At 65.0% G+C, this 17,919-nt stretch carries 13 protein-coding genes; 11 read left to right on the top strand and 2 right to left on the bottom strand.

Annotation, left to right across the window (positions count from 1 at the left end; all coding sequences use genetic code 11):
* Nucleotides 1-110 precede the first annotated feature (110 nt).
* The 4 genes from accC (at nucleotide 111) to OU995_RS20310 (ending at nucleotide 5,820) form a co-directional block, all read left to right on the top strand.
* Nucleotides 111-2,195: an acetyl-CoA carboxylase biotin carboxylase subunit gene (gene accC / locus OU995_RS20325; protein ID WP_267831930.1), complete on the top strand. Its 2,085-nt coding sequence runs from the start codon at nucleotides 111-113 to the stop codon at nucleotides 2,193-2,195.
* A 9-nt stretch (nucleotides 2,196-2,204) separates the two neighbouring features.
* Complete coding sequence (locus tag OU995_RS20320) at nucleotides 2,205-2,669, top strand: VOC family protein (RefSeq protein WP_267831929.1); 465 nt, start codon at nucleotides 2,205-2,207, stop codon at nucleotides 2,667-2,669.
* Between the two features lie 146 nt (nucleotides 2,670-2,815).
* On the top strand, nucleotides 2,816-5,596 hold the full coding sequence (locus OU995_RS20315; RefSeq protein WP_267831926.1) for a histidine kinase: 2,781 nt from the start codon (nucleotides 2,816-2,818) through the stop codon (nucleotides 5,594-5,596).
* 98 nt (nucleotides 5,597-5,694) lie between these two features.
* The gene (locus OU995_RS20310; protein WP_267831924.1) at nucleotides 5,695-5,820 is read left to right on the top strand and encodes a hypothetical protein; all 126 of its coding nucleotides are present in this window, start codon (nucleotides 5,695-5,697) and stop codon (nucleotides 5,818-5,820) included.
* A 233-nt stretch (nucleotides 5,821-6,053) separates the two neighbouring features.
* Here the strand turns inward: OU995_RS20310 and OU995_RS20305 are convergent, their stop codons facing one another.
* Nucleotides 6,054-7,829, bottom strand: a complete 1,776-nt coding sequence (locus tag OU995_RS20305; protein WP_267831922.1) for a vWA domain-containing protein — start codon at nucleotides 7,827-7,829, stop codon at nucleotides 6,054-6,056.
* 364 nt (nucleotides 7,830-8,193) lie between these two features.
* On the opposite strand from OU995_RS20305, the gene OU995_RS20300 reads away from it, so the two are divergent.
* Both OU995_RS20300 and OU995_RS20295 read left to right on the top strand, forming a co-directional pair.
* Entirely contained in the window at nucleotides 8,194-8,358 is a 165-nt protein-coding gene (locus tag OU995_RS20300; RefSeq protein ID WP_267831920.1) for a hypothetical protein, read from the top strand.
* Between the two features lie 130 nt (nucleotides 8,359-8,488).
* Nucleotides 8,489-10,174 carry an NAD(P)/FAD-dependent oxidoreductase gene (locus OU995_RS20295; protein WP_267831919.1) on the top strand — a complete coding sequence of 562 codons (1,686 nt, stop codon included), beginning with the start codon at nucleotides 8,489-8,491 and terminating at the stop codon, nucleotides 10,172-10,174.
* Nucleotides 10,175-10,185: 11 nt separating this feature from the next.
* On the opposite strand, the gene OU995_RS20290 is transcribed toward OU995_RS20295, so the two are convergent.
* A complete protein-coding gene (locus OU995_RS20290) occupies nucleotides 10,186-10,467 on the bottom strand; it encodes a DUF4242 domain-containing protein (RefSeq protein ID WP_267831918.1) in 282 nt (93 codons plus the stop codon).
* A 199-nt stretch (nucleotides 10,468-10,666) separates the two neighbouring features.
* Between OU995_RS20290 and OU995_RS20285 the strand changes: the two genes are divergently transcribed.
* From OU995_RS20285 to leuB, 5 genes are all read left to right on the top strand, one after another.
* Nucleotides 10,667-13,240 (top strand): ATP-binding protein, encoded by a 2,574-nt coding sequence (locus OU995_RS20285; protein WP_267831917.1) that lies wholly within the window; start codon nucleotides 10,667-10,669, stop codon nucleotides 13,238-13,240.
* 160 nt (nucleotides 13,241-13,400) lie between these two features.
* Entirely contained in the window at nucleotides 13,401-14,294 is an 894-nt protein-coding gene (locus OU995_RS20280; protein WP_267831916.1) for a LysR family transcriptional regulator, read from the top strand.
* A gap of 45 nt (nucleotides 14,295-14,339) precedes the next feature.
* Complete coding sequence (leuC, locus tag OU995_RS20275) at nucleotides 14,340-15,767, top strand: 3-isopropylmalate dehydratase large subunit (RefSeq protein WP_267831915.1); 1,428 nt, start codon at nucleotides 14,340-14,342, stop codon at nucleotides 15,765-15,767.
* Between the two features lie 205 nt (nucleotides 15,768-15,972).
* Entirely contained in the window at nucleotides 15,973-16,623 is a 651-nt protein-coding gene (leuD, locus tag OU995_RS20270; protein WP_267831913.1) for a 3-isopropylmalate dehydratase small subunit, read from the top strand.
* 104 nt (nucleotides 16,624-16,727) lie between these two features.
* Nucleotides 16,728-17,852 (top strand): 3-isopropylmalate dehydrogenase, encoded by a 1,125-nt coding sequence (gene leuB, locus OU995_RS20265; RefSeq protein ID WP_267831910.1) that lies wholly within the window; start codon nucleotides 16,728-16,730, stop codon nucleotides 17,850-17,852.
* Nucleotides 17,853-17,919 lie beyond the last annotated feature (67 nt).

Genomic DNA, 17,919 nt, shown 5'->3' with positions numbered 1-17,919 from the left:
CGGGGGGGGGGGGTGGGGTGGCAGGCGTTGCGCTGCTGCTTCCTTTTGGGGCGCGGTTGAGGGGGTGGGGTGGGTGTAAGGGTCGGTGGGTTTAAAGGAATGGGTGGACTATGTTCAAGAAGATTCTGATTGCGAATCGTGGCGAGATCGCGTGCCGGGTGATTCAGACGGCGCGTCGGATGGGTATCGCGACGGTGGCGGTGTTTTCCGAAGCGGATAAGGACGCCAGGCATGTGGACCTGGCTGATGAGGCCGTGTTGCTCGGGCCAGCACCGTCACGTGAGTCGTATCTGGTGGCGGACAAGATCATCGCGGCCGCGAAACAGACCGGCGCCGAAGCGATCCATCCGGGCTACGGCTTCCTGTCGGAGAACGAAGACTTCGCGCGGCGCGTGGAAGAGGAGGGCCTGGTGTTTATCGGGCCTAAACACTTTTCCATCGCAGCCATGGGCGACAAGATCGCCTCCAAGAAGCTGGCGTCAGAGGCCCGCGTCAATACGATCCCCGGCCATAACGAACCCATCGAGTCGGCCGAAGAGGCCGTGACGATCGCGCAGCGCGTCGGCTATCCGGTCATGATCAAGGCCAGCGCCGGCGGCGGTGGCAAGGGCCTGCGCGTCGCCTTCAATGACAAGGAATGCTTCGAAGGCTTCACCAGCTGCCGTAATGAGGCCCGCAATAGCTTCGGCGATGACCGCGTCTTCATGGAAAAATTCGTGGAGGAGCCGCGCCACATCGAAATCCAGGTGCTCGGCGACGGCCATGGGAACGTGGTCTACCTGTGGGAGCGTGAATGCTCCATTCAGCGCCGCCACCAAAAGGTGATTGAAGAAGCTCCCTCCCCCTTCATCAGCGAATCCACTCGCCGCGCCATGGGCGAACAGGCCGTCGCCCTGGCCCAGGCGGTGAAGTACCAGAGCGCGGGGACGGTGGAGTTTGTGGTGGGGAAAGACCAGAGCTTCTACTTCCTGGAAATGAATACCCGGTTGCAGGTGGAGCACCCGGTGACCGAATGCATCACCGGGCTGGACCTGGTGGAGCAGATGATCCGCGTCGCGGCTGGTGAGCCCCTGTCTTTCCGTCAGGAGCAGATCCAGCGCGAGGGGTGGGCCATCGAATGCCGCATCAATGCAGAAGACCCCTTCCGCAATTTCCTGCCGTCCACCGGACGCCTGGCGAAGTACCAGCCGCCCGAGACCTCCATGGTGGCCGCACAAGCAGAACGATTCGGCGTGCGGGTGGACACCGGCGTCTATGAAGGCGGCGAGATCCCGATGTTTTATGACTCGATGATTGCCAAGCTCATCGTGCATGGGAAGGATCGGGCAGAGGCGATTGCCAAAATGCGCGAGGCACTGAATGGTTTCGTCATCCGTGGTATCTCCAGCAACATCCCGTTCCAATCGGCATTGCTGGCACATCCGGATTTTCAGGCCGGCCATTTCAACACCGGTTTCATTGCCCACCACTACGCCGGTGGATTCCATGCGGAAGACGTGCCGCATGAAGATCCCCACTTCCTCGTGGCATTGGCTGGCTTCATCCGGCGCAAGGCCCGTGAGCGGGAGGCCGGCATCAGCGGCCAGTTGCCCGGCCACGAAGTCAAGGTCGAGCATGACTATGTGGCGGTGGTGAATGAAGGCAACGGACGTTTCAGCCGCTACCCGATCAGCATCACGGAATATGTGGGCAGCCTGGGTGAGGCGCGGGTGACCGTGCGCGGGCCCGTGGTGGAGGGGCAGGGGGCGGACACGGCCGCGCCGCAGTCCTACCGCATCATCAGCCAGTCCCGTCTCAACGACATCCGCATCAGCGGCACGGTGAATGGCCGGGCGTTTACGGCGCAGGCCGAGCGGGGCACGCCCAAGGCGCCGTTGGCCTATCGCATCCAGCACAACGGTCGGGCGATCGAGGTCACGGTGCTGTCACCGCGGGCGGCCGAGTTGCATCGGCTGATGCCCTACAAGGCACCGCCAGACACCAGCAAGCAGCTGCTGTCTCCGATGCCGGGTCTGCTGGTGCACATTGCGGTGCAGCCGGGGCAGACGGTGCAGGCGGGTGAACGTCTGGCGGTGATCGAGGCCATGAAGATGGAGAACATCCTCACGGCCAGCCAGGACGTGAAGGTGGCGGAGGTGCTGGCCAAGACCGGCGAGAGCCTGGCGGTGGATCAGCCGATTCTGCGATTTGAGTGAGGCAAGGCGATGAGCGACAAACCCTATCGCATCCTGGGCATCCAGCAGATCGCCATCGGCGGGCCCGACAAACAGGCCCTGCGCAAGTTGTGGGTCGACGTGCTGGGGCTGACGGTAACCGGGCAGTTCGTCTCGGAACGTGAGAACGTGGACGAGGACATCTGCACCATCGGCAGCGGCCCTCACCGGGTGGAGGTGGACCTGATGCAGCCGCTGGACGCGGACAGGAAGCCGGCGGTGCATGCCACGCCGCTGAATCACGTCGGCCTGTGGGTGGACGACCTGCCGAAGGCGGTGCAATGGATGACCGCCCACGGCGTGCGTTTTGCGCCAGGGGGCATCCGCAAGGGCGCGGCGGGTTTCGACATCTGCTTCATTCATCCGAAGAGCAATGACGAATTCCCGATTGGCGGCGAGGGCGTGCTGATCGAATTGGTGCAGGCGCCGGCCGAGGTGATTGCGGCCTTGGGGTGAGGTGGCACCTGGGCTCTGACCCACCCATTCGCCGCCGCAGCAACACCCCCAGACGGGAGAGTGCCAGACCCCGCAGATGACCGGCATTCGGGCTATTGGGCGGATCACTGAACTGCCAGAATCCCAACTGACACCAGAGGGATTCCATGAGGCGACGCCGCATCACAGCCCAGCTTGTCGCCGGTGTTCTCGCCCTGTTCGTCTGGGCCCTCCCGGCGTTTGGCCAGCGGCATATCGAACACTTCGCATGGACCGACACGCGCGGCGCGCCTGGCGACGTGTCCGCAATCGCCCAATCACCGGAGGGCCTGCTCTGGTTGGCCACAGATCGCGGCCTGGTGCGCTTCGATGGCGAGAACTTCCATTCGGTCAGCCTGGCACCCGCCAATCCCGCGCTACCGCAGAACCTGTCGGACGTGTTGATGCTGCCGGACGGTTCGTTGATGGTGGCCTACCGCTCGCACGGTGTTGCGCATTACTTTCCCTCCACCAACCAAACCGTCCACTATGGCCCCGAATCGGGGCTGCCGATCGCCCGTGGCATGGGCTTCAAAAGCTTCCAAGGCACGGTGCTCTTGCCCACCTTGGCCGGTGTCTACTGGCAGGACGGGCAGCGCTGGGTGAAGTGGGACTTTGGTCCCCTGGTGGGGCGTCGGTTTGTTGATGTCGTGCTGGCCCAGGATCGAGGCCCGCTTGTGCTCCACACCGAAGATGGGCACTGGTTCCAGGCGCCCTCGCTCGGGAGCCCGGCGCAGCCGGCCCCGACCTTCAACGGCGTTGCCGATGTCCGCCTGCTGCCCGACGGCGGACGGGTGATGTGGATGTCCAACGGGGAGTTGGTGCAGGTCGATCGAGAGGGTGTCATCCAGCACAAGCGCCAGCTTCCCTTGAAGGTGCCCAACTCCTTTCTGCTCGACACCCGAGGCGATCTTTGGGCCAGCTACGTCCCGGGCGGCGTTCAATGGGTGCCCGACGTTTTTGATGCCACCAAGCCGTTGGAGCCCCAGCGCTTCGACCGGGAAGCCGGTATGAGCGGCAGCGTGGTGTTCGATCTCATCGATGACCATCAAGGCAATGTGTGGGCCGGCACGACCATCGGCCTGGATCGATTCAGCAGTGTCGCTGTCCACCCTCTGGCTGTGCCTGGGCGCCAAAGTGGGGCCATGATGGTCGCCAAGTGCGGCGGGGTGTGGGTCACCCGTCAGAACTTGCCGCCCTTTCTGATTCGCCCCGATCTGAGCCTGCATCACACCCGCGGGGATCGCGAGATCGCGCTCAATGGCAGCAGCTCGGCGTTGCACGCCCGCGATGGTCGGCTCTATGTGGGGGGCTATGAGCGGGTCTGGCAACTGGAAGGGGATTCCAGCCGGCAACTGACGCCTATGCCGGAAGCGGCCCGGACCCGTTTGGTGCAGTCGATGGCCGATAGCCCGGACGGTCGTTTGTGGATCAGCCTGCACGATGGGGGGCTGTGGATCTGGGATGGCGCTGCCTGGAGCGCCGTCACGGACCCCTTGCTCAGCGGCGCCAGCACCGTCCTCACCCCCACACCCACAGGCCTTGCTGTTGGCTTTGAAGATGGCCGCCTGATGCTGGTCAACAACGGGGTCGCTCAAGCGGCGACGCTACCCGGCGATGCGCGAGGGCGTCTGCTGGCGCTCCATGCCAAGGGTGACCATCTATGGATCGGCGCCGACCGGGGTGTGCTGCTGTGGCGGCATGGCCAAGCCACCGAACTGGTTCTGGACGGCGACCACTTGGGGCGTGTGACCGGCATCGTTGAATCGCCCGATGGCGCGCTGTGGCTCAATGAAGCGAACGACCTGATCCGTATTTCCGCCTCCGCCTTGTCCACGTGGATGAACGCGCCGGACCACCCCGTGCTTAGGGAACGTTTTGGCCCACTGGACGGCGTTCATGGCGGCTTGCACCCGAATCGGAATTTTCCTTCGCTGGTGCAGGACGTGACTGGCCGGCTGTGGATCATGCGGGCGGGCAGCCTCTACTGGGTGGATCCGGACCAATTGCCGCAAGCCCGCATACCGCTGCGTCCGCTGGTGATTCAGGCCTCGGTGGATGACACGCCGGTGTTTCCGCCGGACCGCCTCGTGGTCGAATCACCGGAACAGCAGATTCGCATGGTGTTTGCCGGCACCGATCTGCGCAACGCCGTCGCCACGCAGTTTCGCGTGATGATCGAAGGGCTGGACAAGGATTGGACGCCGCTCGGCACTCATCGGCGCTTCGCATTCGGTGCCTTGGCACCCGGGCATTACCAACTGAAAGTGCAGGCCGCGACCCCTCGACAGCCGTGGAGCGAGGCCCAATCGGCGGCAGTGGCGCTGGAGGTGCGGCCTGCGTGGCATCAAACCGGGTGGTTCCGCATCTGTGTGGGGCTGCTGGTGCTGCTGGCCGCCACCCTGATCTACCGCACCCGCATCGGGTGGTTGCTGCGTCATTCGGAATTACGCCTGGAGGTCAAGCTCAAGGAGCGTGAGAGCATCGCCCGTGACCTGCATGACAGCCTGCTCCAGAGCATCGTGGCCATGGTGTTGCACATCCAGAAGAGCCTCAAAGGACTGGACAGTGCCCACCCGGTGAGATTGAAGGTGGAGCAGTCCCTGGAGCGAGCCGAAAGGGTGGTGGAGGAAACGCGGGAGCAACTGCTGGGGGTTCGCGGAGGCCGCCCCACCCTGGATCTGGCGACGCTCCTGCGTCGGGACTTGCAGCGATCTCAACTGGTGATGCATCTGCGTCCACGCAGACGGCGGATCACTGTTCCATCGTCGCATTTGTCGATGAGACCGATCCCGCAGGACTCAATGTGCGTGCTGAGCCGTCGCTGCAATCGCGGGTGTTGGGGCGATTGCCACCTGTCTGGGTGGACCCGGTGGATGGGGCAAGAGTTCGTGTTCGAGCTGAGGTGACAGCGTCGCGAAACGGCTGGTTCAAGATCCGTCATGCATCGGATGAAGAGCAACTCACGGAGCAACCGGCCCGCCCCACTTACCAAGGTGAGGGGTGGGTGAGCGGGCGAAAGCTCATCGTCAAGCCGCAGGCCAGCGCTGGCCGCCTAGCGCCCTATGCCGAGGCTCAGGTCGTGCTTCAACTGTCGGCCGAGCAAGACTTCGACTCAAAGGCCTTCCAATAAGCCACCACGCTGGTTGCATGCAGCAGTGAATGGGCTCAGTTGGAGGTCCAGGAGTCCAAGCTTCCCGCCGACCTTCGACTGGCGCTGAAGATTGACCCCAAGTCTCGCGCGGGGCTCCCGGCGGGGCGCTTCCGACTCTGGGTCAATCACATCTGCGGTTCCCAGGAAACAGCCTGCGACATGCATGGACGGGAAGCGAAGCGTTGAGACGCTTCGCACTTCTCCCGTCAATGTCATTGCTTCATCGTCGCCGACAGCTCTGCCAGCCGCGTGAACTCCGCGCGATGACCATAACGGTCTTCGCCGCGCGCATCACGCGCCAGCTTCACGAATTGCGCAGGACCATAACTGCCGATGAGCGAGCTGCCGCGCAGCCATTGGCCCCAGGCTGCCACCGCCACCGCGAAACGGGCATCCGCCTCCTGCGTGGCCACGGCGGGCAGTGAGGCGGGTCGGGCCACCGGCAACTCCGTCAGCACGCTGCTGGATTGCCCCGGCTGCTTGTAGCGCAGCTTCACCCAGGCCAGTTCATCCGTCCGGGTGGCGGCCGCTGCATTCTTGTCGCCCGGCTGGGTGTCGCTGCCATACCGCAGCGGGTCCACCGTGCCCTTGGCGCCCTTGGGCACAAACTCAACCATCGCCGTCACCTGATGCCCGGCGCCAATGTCGCCCGCATCCACCTGGTCGTTGTTGAAATCTTCCCGCTTCAGCGCATTCAGCTCGTAACCAATCAGACGGTATTCCTCCACCGTGGCAGGATTGAATTCCACCTGCAGTTTCAGGTCTTGCGCAATGATGGCCAAGGTGGAAGTCATTTCATTGACCAGCACCTTGTGTGCCTCCTGCAGTGAATCCAGGTAGTGATAGCTGCCGTTGCCCACATCGGCCAGCTTCTTCATCAGCGCTTCGTTGTAGTTGCTGTCGCCCACACCCAGCGTTGTGAGGCTGATGCCGGATTTGCGTTGATCTTCCACCAGCGCCTTCAGGATCAACGGGTCGGTGACCCCGATGTTCAGGTCACCATCCGTGGCCAGCAGCACCCGGTTGATGCCGTCCTTCAGCAGCGACTCTCGGGCCTGCGCGTAGGCCAGGCGGATGCCGCCTTCCCCATAGGTGCCGCCGCTGGCATGCAATTGGTCGATGGCCTGGTTGATCCGTTCCTTCTGGTCGCCAGGCGTGGGCGGCAGCACCACCTGGGAGCCGCTGGCGTAGGTGACCAGGCTCACACGATCCTGCGGGCGCAGTTGCGCCGTGAGCAGCTTCAGGGCCGACTGCACCAGGGGGAGTCGGTCCTGCGGCGACATCGACCCCGACACATCCACCAGGAACACCAGATTGGCAGGCGGCAGGGAGGCCTTGGCCGCATCCTTGCCCTTCACGGTGATGCGGATGAGGCCACGCTCCGGGTTCCAGGGAGAGGCCATCACCTGGGCACGCACCTTGAACGGGTCACGCGCATCCGGGGCCGGGCCGACATCGTCAAAGCCGAAGTAGTTCACCAACTCTTCCACCCGCACGGCGTTTTTCGGTGGCAACTGCCCGCGATTGATGAAACGCCGCACATTGGCATAGCTGCCGGTGTCCACACTGGCGCTGAAGGTGGAGACCGGCTGCTCCGTCACCCGCAACCAGGGGTTCTCGTTGAAGTTCTCGTATTTGGCCGTGTCGGGTTGCGGCACGGGGTGGATATCCGGGGGTACTCGCGTCAGACGGCTGCGCATCGAATCCAACGGGGCCTGGGTCAGCGCCGGGGAGGGGGCTGGTAGGCCCACCATCAGCTCGGCCGGGTGCATGGCGCGGGCGTCAATGGGGCGCACCGGCATGTCGGCCACAGGGGCGGGCTTCGACGGCGGTGCCACCACCTTCTCTGGCGCTCCTTGCGTCGGCGGCGTCTTCGAGTGGTCCTGCTGCGTGCTGCACCCATGCAGCAGAACCGCCCCGGCGGCCAGCATGGCCATCAGCAGCGGGCTCGACACCCGGCGATGCGGTGCCGTCCTGGAATTTCGCATGCTTCTTACTCCCTTGCGCGCGGCCTCTGTGGGCCGGCAAATCCAAAAGGTCCAACTGCTGCATGCACAGACGCATGCAGCCACGTGGCGCAGCGGTGGGTCGGTGGCCGTCTGGTGTTCCGACCCGCATCAACAGTGCGCATGTTGCACAACGCATCACGGTCCAGACGGTTGACGACAGGGGAGGGTGGGTCAACCCACTCCGCCCTCACCCCCGAGCTGATGTAAACTCGCCCGCTTCACCGAATTTCCGACGCTGCTCGAAGCACGTTCTGATGAGGCGGGGGATCATGTCTCCCTCCCGTCACGGCTGGCGAGTTGTGACTTCGGTTGGGTGTCAGTTCAATTCATTACCGGAGCCAACATGGGCAACAAGATCATCACCGAGGCCGATCGCCGCGCCACTCCCCGTCCCGTTTCGCCCAAGGGTGTGACCATCACCACCGTGCGTGGCCAGAAGTCCAGCCTGGAGCGTGGCTCGCATACCCGCAGCAAGAAGAACCCGGGCAAGCGCCCTCATTCGGGTTGATGTGACGGGTCCCCTCGGGACCGCACTTTCCCCCAACAGGCCCATGCCATCCGGCGGGGCCTGTTTTCATTTCAGGGCGCCCGATGTGCTGTCCCTGCCCACCCCCTCCTTTTTTGCTCGATCAATTGCCATGATCCGCATCAATGAACTCCGCCTGCCGCTGAACCATCCGGAAGAGGCGCTTCGCCCCGCCATCGTGTCCCGCCTGGGCATCCCGGACGGGCATCTCACCGCCTTCACCGTCTTCAAGCGCAGCTACGACGCACGCAAGAAGTCCGCCATGGTGCTGATCTACAGCATCGACTGCGAGGTGGACAACGAAGCGGCCGTGTTGAAGCGGCTGGCGGGGGATGGGCATGTGAAGCCGTCCCCGGACACACGTTATCAATTCGTTGGCCATGCGCCGGCGGATTTCTACGCCACCGAGCGCCCCCGCCCGGTGGTCATCGGCTTTGGGCCCTGCGGCATCTTTGCCGCCCTGATCCTGGCGCAGATGGGCCTGCGTCCCATCGTCCTGGAGCGCGGCAAGCAGGTGCGTGAACGCACCAAGGACACCTGGGGGCTGTGGCGCCAGAGCGAACTCAATCCCGAGTCCAACGTCCAGTTTGGCGAGGGTGGGGCGGGCACGTTTTCCGATGGCAAGCTCTACAGCCAGATTTCTGACCCGCGTTTTCTCACCCGCAAGGTGCTGACGGAGTTTGTGAAGGCGGGTGCGCCGGAAGAGATTTTGTATGTGAGCAAGCCGCACATTGGCACCTTCCGGCTGGTGAGCATGGTCATCAAGATCCGCGCCGAAATCGAGCGGCTGGGCGGTGAGATCCGCTTCCAGCAAAAGGTGACAGACCTGCTGATCGACAAGGATGCGGACGGTGGCCGGCATGTGCGCGGCGTGAAGCTGGAGTCCGGTGAAGAGCTGCGGGCGGACCACGTGGTGGTGGCCTTGGGCCACAGTGCGCGAGACACCTTCCAGATGCTGCATGAGCGCGGCGTCTACATGGAAGCCAAGCCGTTTTCCATTGGATATCGGATCGAGCATCCCCAGTCGATCATCGACAAGGCACGTTTCGGCCCCAATGCCGGCCATCCCATTCTGGGCGCGGCGGACTACAAGCTGGTGCACCATGCCGCCAATGGCCGGTCGGTCTACAGCTTCTGCATGTGCCCCGGGGGCACCGTGGTGGCCGCCACCTCCGAGCCCAACCGGGTGGTGACCAACGGCATGAGCCAGTATTCGCGGGCGGAACGTAATGCCAACGCCGGCATCGTGGTGGGTATTTCGCCGGAGGACTATCGCCAGGACGGCAAGAAGGACGGCAGCCTGGTGAATCCGCTGGATGGTCTGGCCTTCCAGCGGTATTGGGAATCCCGCGCCTTTGAACTGGGCGAGGGGGATTACCGCGCGCCCGCCGCCCTGGTGGGCGACTTCATCAAGCGTCAGCGCAGCACGGCGCTGGGCGCGGTGGAGCCCAGCTACAAGCCCGGCGTCACGATGACCGACCTGCAGCAGAAGGGCCGGGGCAGCCTGCCGGAATATGCGCTGGATGCCATCCGCGAAGCCCTGCCCGCCTTCGAGCGGCAGATTCGCGGTTTTTCGATGAACGATGCCGTGCTGACCGGTGTTGAAACCCGCACCTCCTCGCCCTTGCGCATCACGCGGGGCAAGGACTACCAAAGCCTGAATGTCCGCGGCCTGTATCCGGCCGGGGAGGGCGCGGGTTATGCGGGCGGCATCATGTCCGCCGGTGTTGATGGCATCGAGGTGGCGGAAGCGCTGGGCAAGGCGGTGCTGGGCATCGCCGTGCCGGACCTGCGATGAAGAAGGTTGCTTCAGCCGCCAGCTTCCGCCGTGGTGGGGTCAATGACCCGGTGGACCCGGGCGATGCTGTCCGCAGGAAAGCCCCCCAGGCGCGCGTGTTCTCGAATCAGCGTCTCGCTGGGCGCGATGTACACGCAATAGAGCTTGTTGTCCGTCACATAGCTCTGTTGCCACTGTACGGTCGGGCCCAGGTCCCGCAGCACGGCGCAGGACTTTTCTGACACCGCCTGCAGGTCGGCCGGGGAGAGCGCGCCTGCGCCCGGGATGTGACGTTCGATGACGTATGTCGGCATGATCATTTCCTCTTGATGGACGGCGCACCGTGGTGCGCCAAAGCGGCCAAGTCCGGCTGGATGGCCTGGCGTCATGCTCGGCGGGCGCGACCTGGGCCGTCCTTTCGTTGGCATGAAATTCCTCTTAAATCAGCTTCAAGAGGGCTTGAAGCGGCTCTGAGGTCTTCACTGGGGCGACGGGACGGGGCACCATGGGCTCATGTCCGCCCCCGCCGCGCCGCCCTCCGCCTTGCAATATCGCTTTGGCGACTTCAAGCTGCTGCCCGCCGAACGGCTGCTGGTGCGGCGCGGCGTGGCGGTGCCGCTGACGGCGCGTGCGTTCCGCCTGCTGGTGGAGCTGGTGTCCCACGGCGGCCGGCTGCTGTCCAAGGACGAGTTGATGCAACGCATCTGGCCTGGCGTTGTGGTGGAGGACAACAACCTCGCGGTCCAGATTGCCGCGTTGCGCAAGGCGCTGGGGCCGCAGTCCATCGTCACCATCGCCGGCTGCGGCTACCGGTTTGCGCTGGAGGTCGCGCAGATCTCCGCGGATCCGGTGCCTGTCAGCAGCCGACCGGGCCAATTGCCACGACGCATGCCTGCGCTGGTGGGGCGTCGCGAGGAGCTGGCGGCTGCGGTCCGTCTGCTGACGGATGTGCCGCTGCTCACCCTGTGCGGCGAAGCGGGCGTGGGCAAGACCCGCCTGGCCCAGGCTGCGGCGTTCGCCGCGCGTGAGGGCTTTGTGGACGGGGCCTGGTGGATCGATCTGGCGGCGCTGCCCGCCTACGCTGAACGCCACAGGGGGGCCACGCCAACCCGGGACGAGCACAGTGGCGCAGGCGCCATCGTGGCGGACATCATCGGCCGCACCTTGGGCCTTCACCTGCCGGAGTCGGGTGACCGCCTGGCTGCATTGGCCAGCCGCTTGGCCGTTGCTTCCCTGCTGCTGGTGCTGGACAACGCGGAACATGTCATCGACGACGTGGGCCGGGTGGCTGAAACCCTGGTGCGTGCCACCCCGGGTGTGGTCATCCTGGTCACCAGCCAGCAGCCGCTTCGAGTGGATGCGGAGCGGGTGATGCGGCTGGCGGCGCTGCCGGTGGCGGATGCGGTGGCCCTGTTGGCGGCCCGCGCTCGGACCGGCCCTCAGGCAGATGCGGATGTGGATGTCGCGACCGTCTGGCTTGGGGAAGAGGCGGACCTCGCGGAGCGCATCTGCCGTCGCTTGGACTGCAACCCCTTGGCGATTCAACTGGCCGCGGCACGGCTGCACGCGCTGGGGCTGGAGGGGCTCGAGGCACGGTTGCCACAGCGGCTGTCGCTGCTTGCGCCCGGGGAGGCCGTGCTGGCCACCCGCCGTAACGCCTTGGCGGCCGCCTTGGCCTGGTCCTGTGAACTGCTGTCGGATCGTGAGCGCGTGGTGCTGCGTCGGCTCAGCGTGTTCCCGGCCAGCTTTTCGATGGAGGCGGCCTCGCTGTCGCTGGCGGATGACCTGCTGCCGGCAGCCCGGGTGATCGAAACCGTGCTGGCACTGGTGGACCGGTCACTGATCCATGTGGAGACGGCAACGCCACGCCGTCTTCGCTTGCTGGAGACGATGCGGCTTTATGCCCATGAACAGCTGGAAGCGGCCGGTGAAACACCGGCCATGCGGGTGCGATGGTGCGCAGGCTTGCGATGGCTGTTGGATGAGGCCTATGAGGAGTATTGGCGCCTGCCCCACGCCGCCTGGCGTGCACGGTACGAGCCTGAACTCGCGACCTTGTGGACCCTGTTGGACGCGGCCCTGGCGCACTGTCCGGAGCAGGCGGTCGCGCTGTTCGGGTCCTCCTGGCCGGTATGGGTGCTGGCACCTTCGCTGGAGCGGGCGAGGGCGGTGGCGCAATGTCTGCTGCCGCTGGCGGAAGAACAACCGGAGGCGGTGGTGCGGGCGCGATTCTGGGAAGCCATGGCTCGCGCACATGCGGTGGACCACCCCGCCATCGCCCGCGAGGCTGCCAGCCAGGCGGCGGCGTTGTACCGGGCGCTGGGCGACCCGCGCGGCGAATATCTGGCGCAGGTGGAACTGGCGTTCAACTGGCGGGTGGATGGTGCAGGCGCGCGCGATGCGATGGCCGCGGCCCGGGCGCTGGAAGATCCGCGCTGGCCTGCGGTGGTGCTGGAACGGGGATGGTCCACCGAGGCGACCCTGCTTACCAGCGCCGGTGACCATGACGGGGCGCGGCGGGTGTTTGAGGCGGTGGTGGAGGTCTGTGAGCGGGATGGCCACGAGAGCGGCATTGTGCGTGCCCTGGTCAATCTGGCGGACCTCGCCCGCGCAGCGGGACACATCGATGAGGCGGTGGCGCAAGGCCAGGCATTGCGTCAGCGGTTGGCGTCGTTGCCGCCCTCGGCGCTGTATGCCAATGTGCAGAGCAATCTCATTGGCGCGCTGCTGGAGCAAGGGGACGGTCCGTCTGCTCGTGGGGTGGCTGACGAATGCGGCCGCCGCCTTGGACCCTTGCTGTTTGATGCGTGCCTATGGTCGTCGCTGGATACCTTGGGCCGCCTGTTCCTGGTCGAAGGCGATCTCGAAACGGCTGCACGACTGGCCGGCGCCTCGGATCGGGCGCTGCGCATGCACGGCCAGGAAGCCCGTCAGCCCAACGAGGCACGAGACCGGTCCATGCTGGACGCGGGTCTGGTCAAGACATTGGGCGGGCCTGCGTTCGCAGCCTTGCGTGCGGAGGGCGAGCGGATGGACGAGACGAAGGCGCTCTGCCTGGCCTTTGGAGTGACCGGGCGCCGCCACTGAGGCTGCCGGCGTGAAGCGGCTGGGGCGTGCCCATCGGAGGGGCCAATCCGCACGAGTCGCAAATTTTCAGACTTCGCGCCCTGCGAAGGGACTATCATGGATGTCGGTAGTCCGTGCCCTCAAGGCGAAGGCTACAGTCCAACCTAGCCAGCAGCCCATCATGCGCCTCGATCTCACCACGCTCAACCTCGTTTTGGCCATCGAACAGACCCGGTCCATCACCCGGGGCGCTGAGCGAGAGCACCTGGCCCTGGCCGCTGCCAGCAAGCGTATTTCGGACCTCGAAACCCGGCTCGGGGTCCAGCTTTTTGAGCGCCGCGCCCGCGGTGTGGAACCCACCGAAGCCTGCCGGGCGCTGGTGCGTCACATCCGATCGCTGCATGCATCCCTGCATGCGCTTGAAAGCGAAGTGGTTGAATTCGCCCGCGGCATCAAGGGCCACCTGCGCATCGCCGCCAACGCGGGCGCCATCGCAGAAGCGCTGCCGCCCGACCTGGCCGCGTTCTCGCAGGCCCATCCCCAGATCCGCATCAGCCTGGAAGACCAGACCAGTGCGGAAGTCCAGGCCGCTGTCGCCGAAGGCCGCGCCGATGTGGGGGTGTTCACCACGCCCTTGCTGGACAACCGCCTGCAGACCTGGTCCTACCGCCATGGCCGCCTGTCGGTGCTGGTGCCCAACCGCCATGCGTTGGCGGACCGCACGAGCGTCACCTTCGACGACCTGCTGGATCACGATCTGGTCGGCCTGCACAGTGGTGCCGCCGCCCAGGAACTGATGTTGCAGGAAGCCATGGCCCGTGGCCGCACGCTCAAGGCCCGCCTGCAGGTGCGTGGTTTTGATGCCATCGCCCAGCTGGTGGAAGCCGGCATGGGCGTGGCCGTGCTGCCCGATGCCCCCGCCCGCCGCTTTGCCCAGGTGTTTGAAGTCCAGCGCCTGGATCTGGATGAAGCCTGGGCCCGGCGCGACTATGTTCTGGGTGTGGCTCGCCAGGAGCGCCTGCCCACCGTTGTGCAGCGCTTTGTGGATGCGCTGTGCCCCCCTCCCGCCAAGTGATCCACCCAGCGATCGCCACGTGATTTCGAAGTGATGGAGAGTCCCATGACCACCCCCCACGCCACCCCCCGCACGCTCTACGACAAGCTCTGGGACGAGCATGTGGTACACACGGAAGACGACGGCACGGCCGTGCTGTACATCGACCGCCATCTGGTCCACGAAGTGACCAGCCCGCAAGCGTTCGAAGGTCTGGATATTGCCGGCCGCAAGGTGTGGCGCCTGTCCGCCAACCTGGCCGTGAGCGACCACAACGTGCCCACCACCGACCGCACTGAAGGCATTGCCGACCCGGTCTCCCGCCTGCAGGTGGACACGCTGGATGCCAACTGCGACCGCTTTGGCATCACCCAGTTCAAGATGAGCGACCGCCGTCAGGGCATCGTCCATGTGATCGGCCCGGAGCAGGGCGCCACGCTGCCCGGCATGACGGTGGTGTGCGGCGACAGCCATACCTCCACCCATGGTGCTTTTGGCGCGCTGGCGCATGGCATTGGCACCTCCGAGGTGGAGCATGTGCTGGCCACCCAGACGCTGCTGGCCAAGAAGGCCCGGAACATGCTGATCAAGGTAGACGGCCAGGTGGCCCCTGGCGTCGGCGCCAAGGACATCGTGCTGGCCATCATCGGCCGCATCGGCACCGCTGGTGGCACCGGCTACACCATCGAGTTTGCCGGCTCCGCGATTCGCGCTCTGAGCATGGAAGGCCGCATGACGGTCTGCAATATGGCCATCGAGGCGGGTGCCCGTGCTGGCCTGATCGCCGTGGATGACACCACGCTGAACTATGTGAAGGGCCGGCCGTTCTCGCCCGCCGGCGTGGAATGGGACCAGGCGGTGCAGTACTGGCGCACGCTGCATTCCGATGCAGGTGCGCAGTTCGACAAGGTGGTCGAGCTGGACGCCACGCAGATCCGTCCGCAGGTCACCTGGGGCACCTCGCCCGAGATGGTGCTGTCCATCGAAGACCGCGTGCCGGACCCCGACAAGGAAAAGGACGCCGTCAAGCGCGGCGCCATGGAGCGGGCGCTGCACTACATGGCGCTGGAGCCCAACAAGGCGATCAACGACATCCGCATCGACAAGGTGTTCATCGGTTCCTGCACCAACAGCCGCATCGAAGACATGCGCGAAGCGGCTGCCGTGGTGAAACGCCTGGGTGGGCGCATCGCCAGCAATGTGAAGCTGGCGCTGGTGGTGCCGGGCTCCGGCCTGGTGAAGGCGCAGGCCGAAGCCGAAGGGCTGGATCAGATCTTCAAGGCGGCGGGCTTTGAATGGCGCGAGCCCGGCTGCTCGATGTGCCTGGCGATGAACGCCGACCGGCTGGACCCGGGCGAGCGCTGCGCCTCCACCAGCAACCGCAATTTCGAGGGTCGTCAGGGCGCGGGTGGGCGCACCCATCTGGTCAGCCCGGCGATGGCCGCTGCGGCCGCCATGGAAGGCCACTTCGTGGATGTGCGCCGAATTCATTGAACCACCCCCTACGCGCTTCGCGCGCCCCCTCAAGGGGGCAACACCGGCAGCCCGGCAAAGCCGGTTCTGCGGTGGGAGTTGGACCACCCCCTACGCGCTTCGCGCGCCCCCTCAAGGGGGCAACACCAGCAGCCCGGCAAAGCCGGTTCTGCGGTGTTTGCTGGGTAGTTTCAAATAGGCTTGAGTGCTGAGGAGAGGCATTTCGATGGACAAGTTCACCATTCACAAGGGGCTGGTTGCTCCGATGGACCGCGAGAACGTCGACACCGACGCGATCATTCCCAAGCAGTTCCTGAAGTCGATCAAGCGGACCGGCTTTGGCCCCAATCTGTTTGACGAATGGCGTTATCTGGACCACGGCGAACCGGGCCAGGACCCGGCCAGCCGCAAGTCCAATCCGGACTTCGTGCTCAACCAGCCGCGTTATCAGGGGGCTTCCATCCTGATCGCGCGAGCCAACTTCGGCTGCGGTTCCAGCCGCGAACATGCGCCGTGGGCCCTGCAGCAATACGGCTTCCGCGCCCTGATCGCGCCGAGCTTTGCAGATATCTTCTTCAACAACACCTTCAAGAACGGGGTGCTGCCCATCGTCCTGCCGGAAACCCAGGTGGCGCGGTTGTTTGATGAGGTAGCGGCCTTCCCGGGCTATCAGCTGACGGTGGATCTGGAGCGCCAGGTGGTGGTGAAGCCGGATGGCGAGGAGCTGCCTTTCGAGGTGCAGCCGTTCCGCAAGTACTGTCTGCTCAATGGCTTTGACGACATCGGCCTGACCCTGCGCCACGCCGACAAGATCAAGGCCTTCGAGGCCGAACGCATCGCCACCAAGCCGTGGCTTAATCATCAACTTCCACGTTAAACAACAACCCGGCGTTGATCCAGCGAAGCCCATGGATCTGGCTTGGCCAGGCCATCGGGCCTGCCCTCTGAGGAGGGCGCGCGCAGCGCGTAGGGGGAGAACCCATGAACAAGATTGCAGTTCTGCCGGGTGACGGCATTGGCACCGAGATCATTGCGGAGGCCGTGAAGGTGCTGAAGGTGCTGGACCTGCCGCTGGAGATGGAAACCGCTCCGGTGGGGGGCGCCGCCTACGAGGCGGCCGGCCATCCGCTGCCGGAAGCCACGCTCAAACTGGCGCAGCAGGCCGATGCCGTGCTGTTCGGTGCCGTGGGGGACTGGAAGTACGACAAGCTGGAACGCGCCCTGCGTCCGGAACAGGCCATCCTCGGCCTGCGCAAGGCCCTTGGCCTGTTTGCGAATTTCCGCCCGGCCATCTGCTACGAGCAACTCACCCACGCCTCCAGCCTGAAGCCTGAACTGGTGGCCGGCCTGGACATCCTCATCATCCGCGAACTCACCGGCGACATCTATTTCGGTCAGCCCCGCGGCCGCCGTACCGCCGTCGACGGCCACTTCCCCGGCAGCGAAGAAGCTTTTGACACCATGCGCTATTCGCGCCCGGAGATCGAACGCATTGCCCATGTGGCGTTCCAGGCGGCCCGTCTGCGCAACCGCAAGGTCACCAGCGTGGACAAGGCCAATGTGCTGGAAACCTTCCAGTTCTGGAAAGACGTGGTCACCGAGGTCCACGCCCAATATCCGGACGTGGAACTGGAGCACATGTATGTGGACAACGCCGCCATGCAACTGGTGAAGGCGCCCAAGAAGTTCGACGTGGTCGTCACCGGCAACATGTTTGGCGACATCCTCTCGGACGAGGCCGCCATGCTCACCGGCTCCATCGGCATGCTGCCGTCGGCGTCGTTGGACAAGAACAACAAGGGCCTGTATGAGCCCAGCCACGGCAGTGCTCCGGACATCGCCGGCAAGGGAATCGCCAATCCTCTGGCTACAATCCTTTCCGCTGCCATGATGCTCAAGTTCTCCCTCCACCAGCCCGAAGCCGCTGCTCGTATCGAGCGGGCGGTTCAAGCCGTGCTGGCCCAGGGTCTGCGCACCGCAGACATCTGGAGCGAGGGCACCCAGAAGGTGAGCACCCGCGAGATGGGTGATGCTGTTGTTGCCGCTGTTCAAGCTGAGAAAGCTGGCGCCTCCGCAACCACCACCACCAAAACCATCAAGAGCTAGTTCGCTCCGGTTCGTCTCGCCCCTGCACAAACCCGGCGAAGCGAGCCGGGCAGGACCTCCCGGGGTT

Source organism: Roseateles sp. SL47 (assembly GCF_026625885.1).
Lineage (GTDB): Bacteria > Pseudomonadota > Gammaproteobacteria > Burkholderiales > Burkholderiaceae_C > Roseateles.
This window is presented reverse-complemented; position numbering and strand designations above follow the sequence as displayed.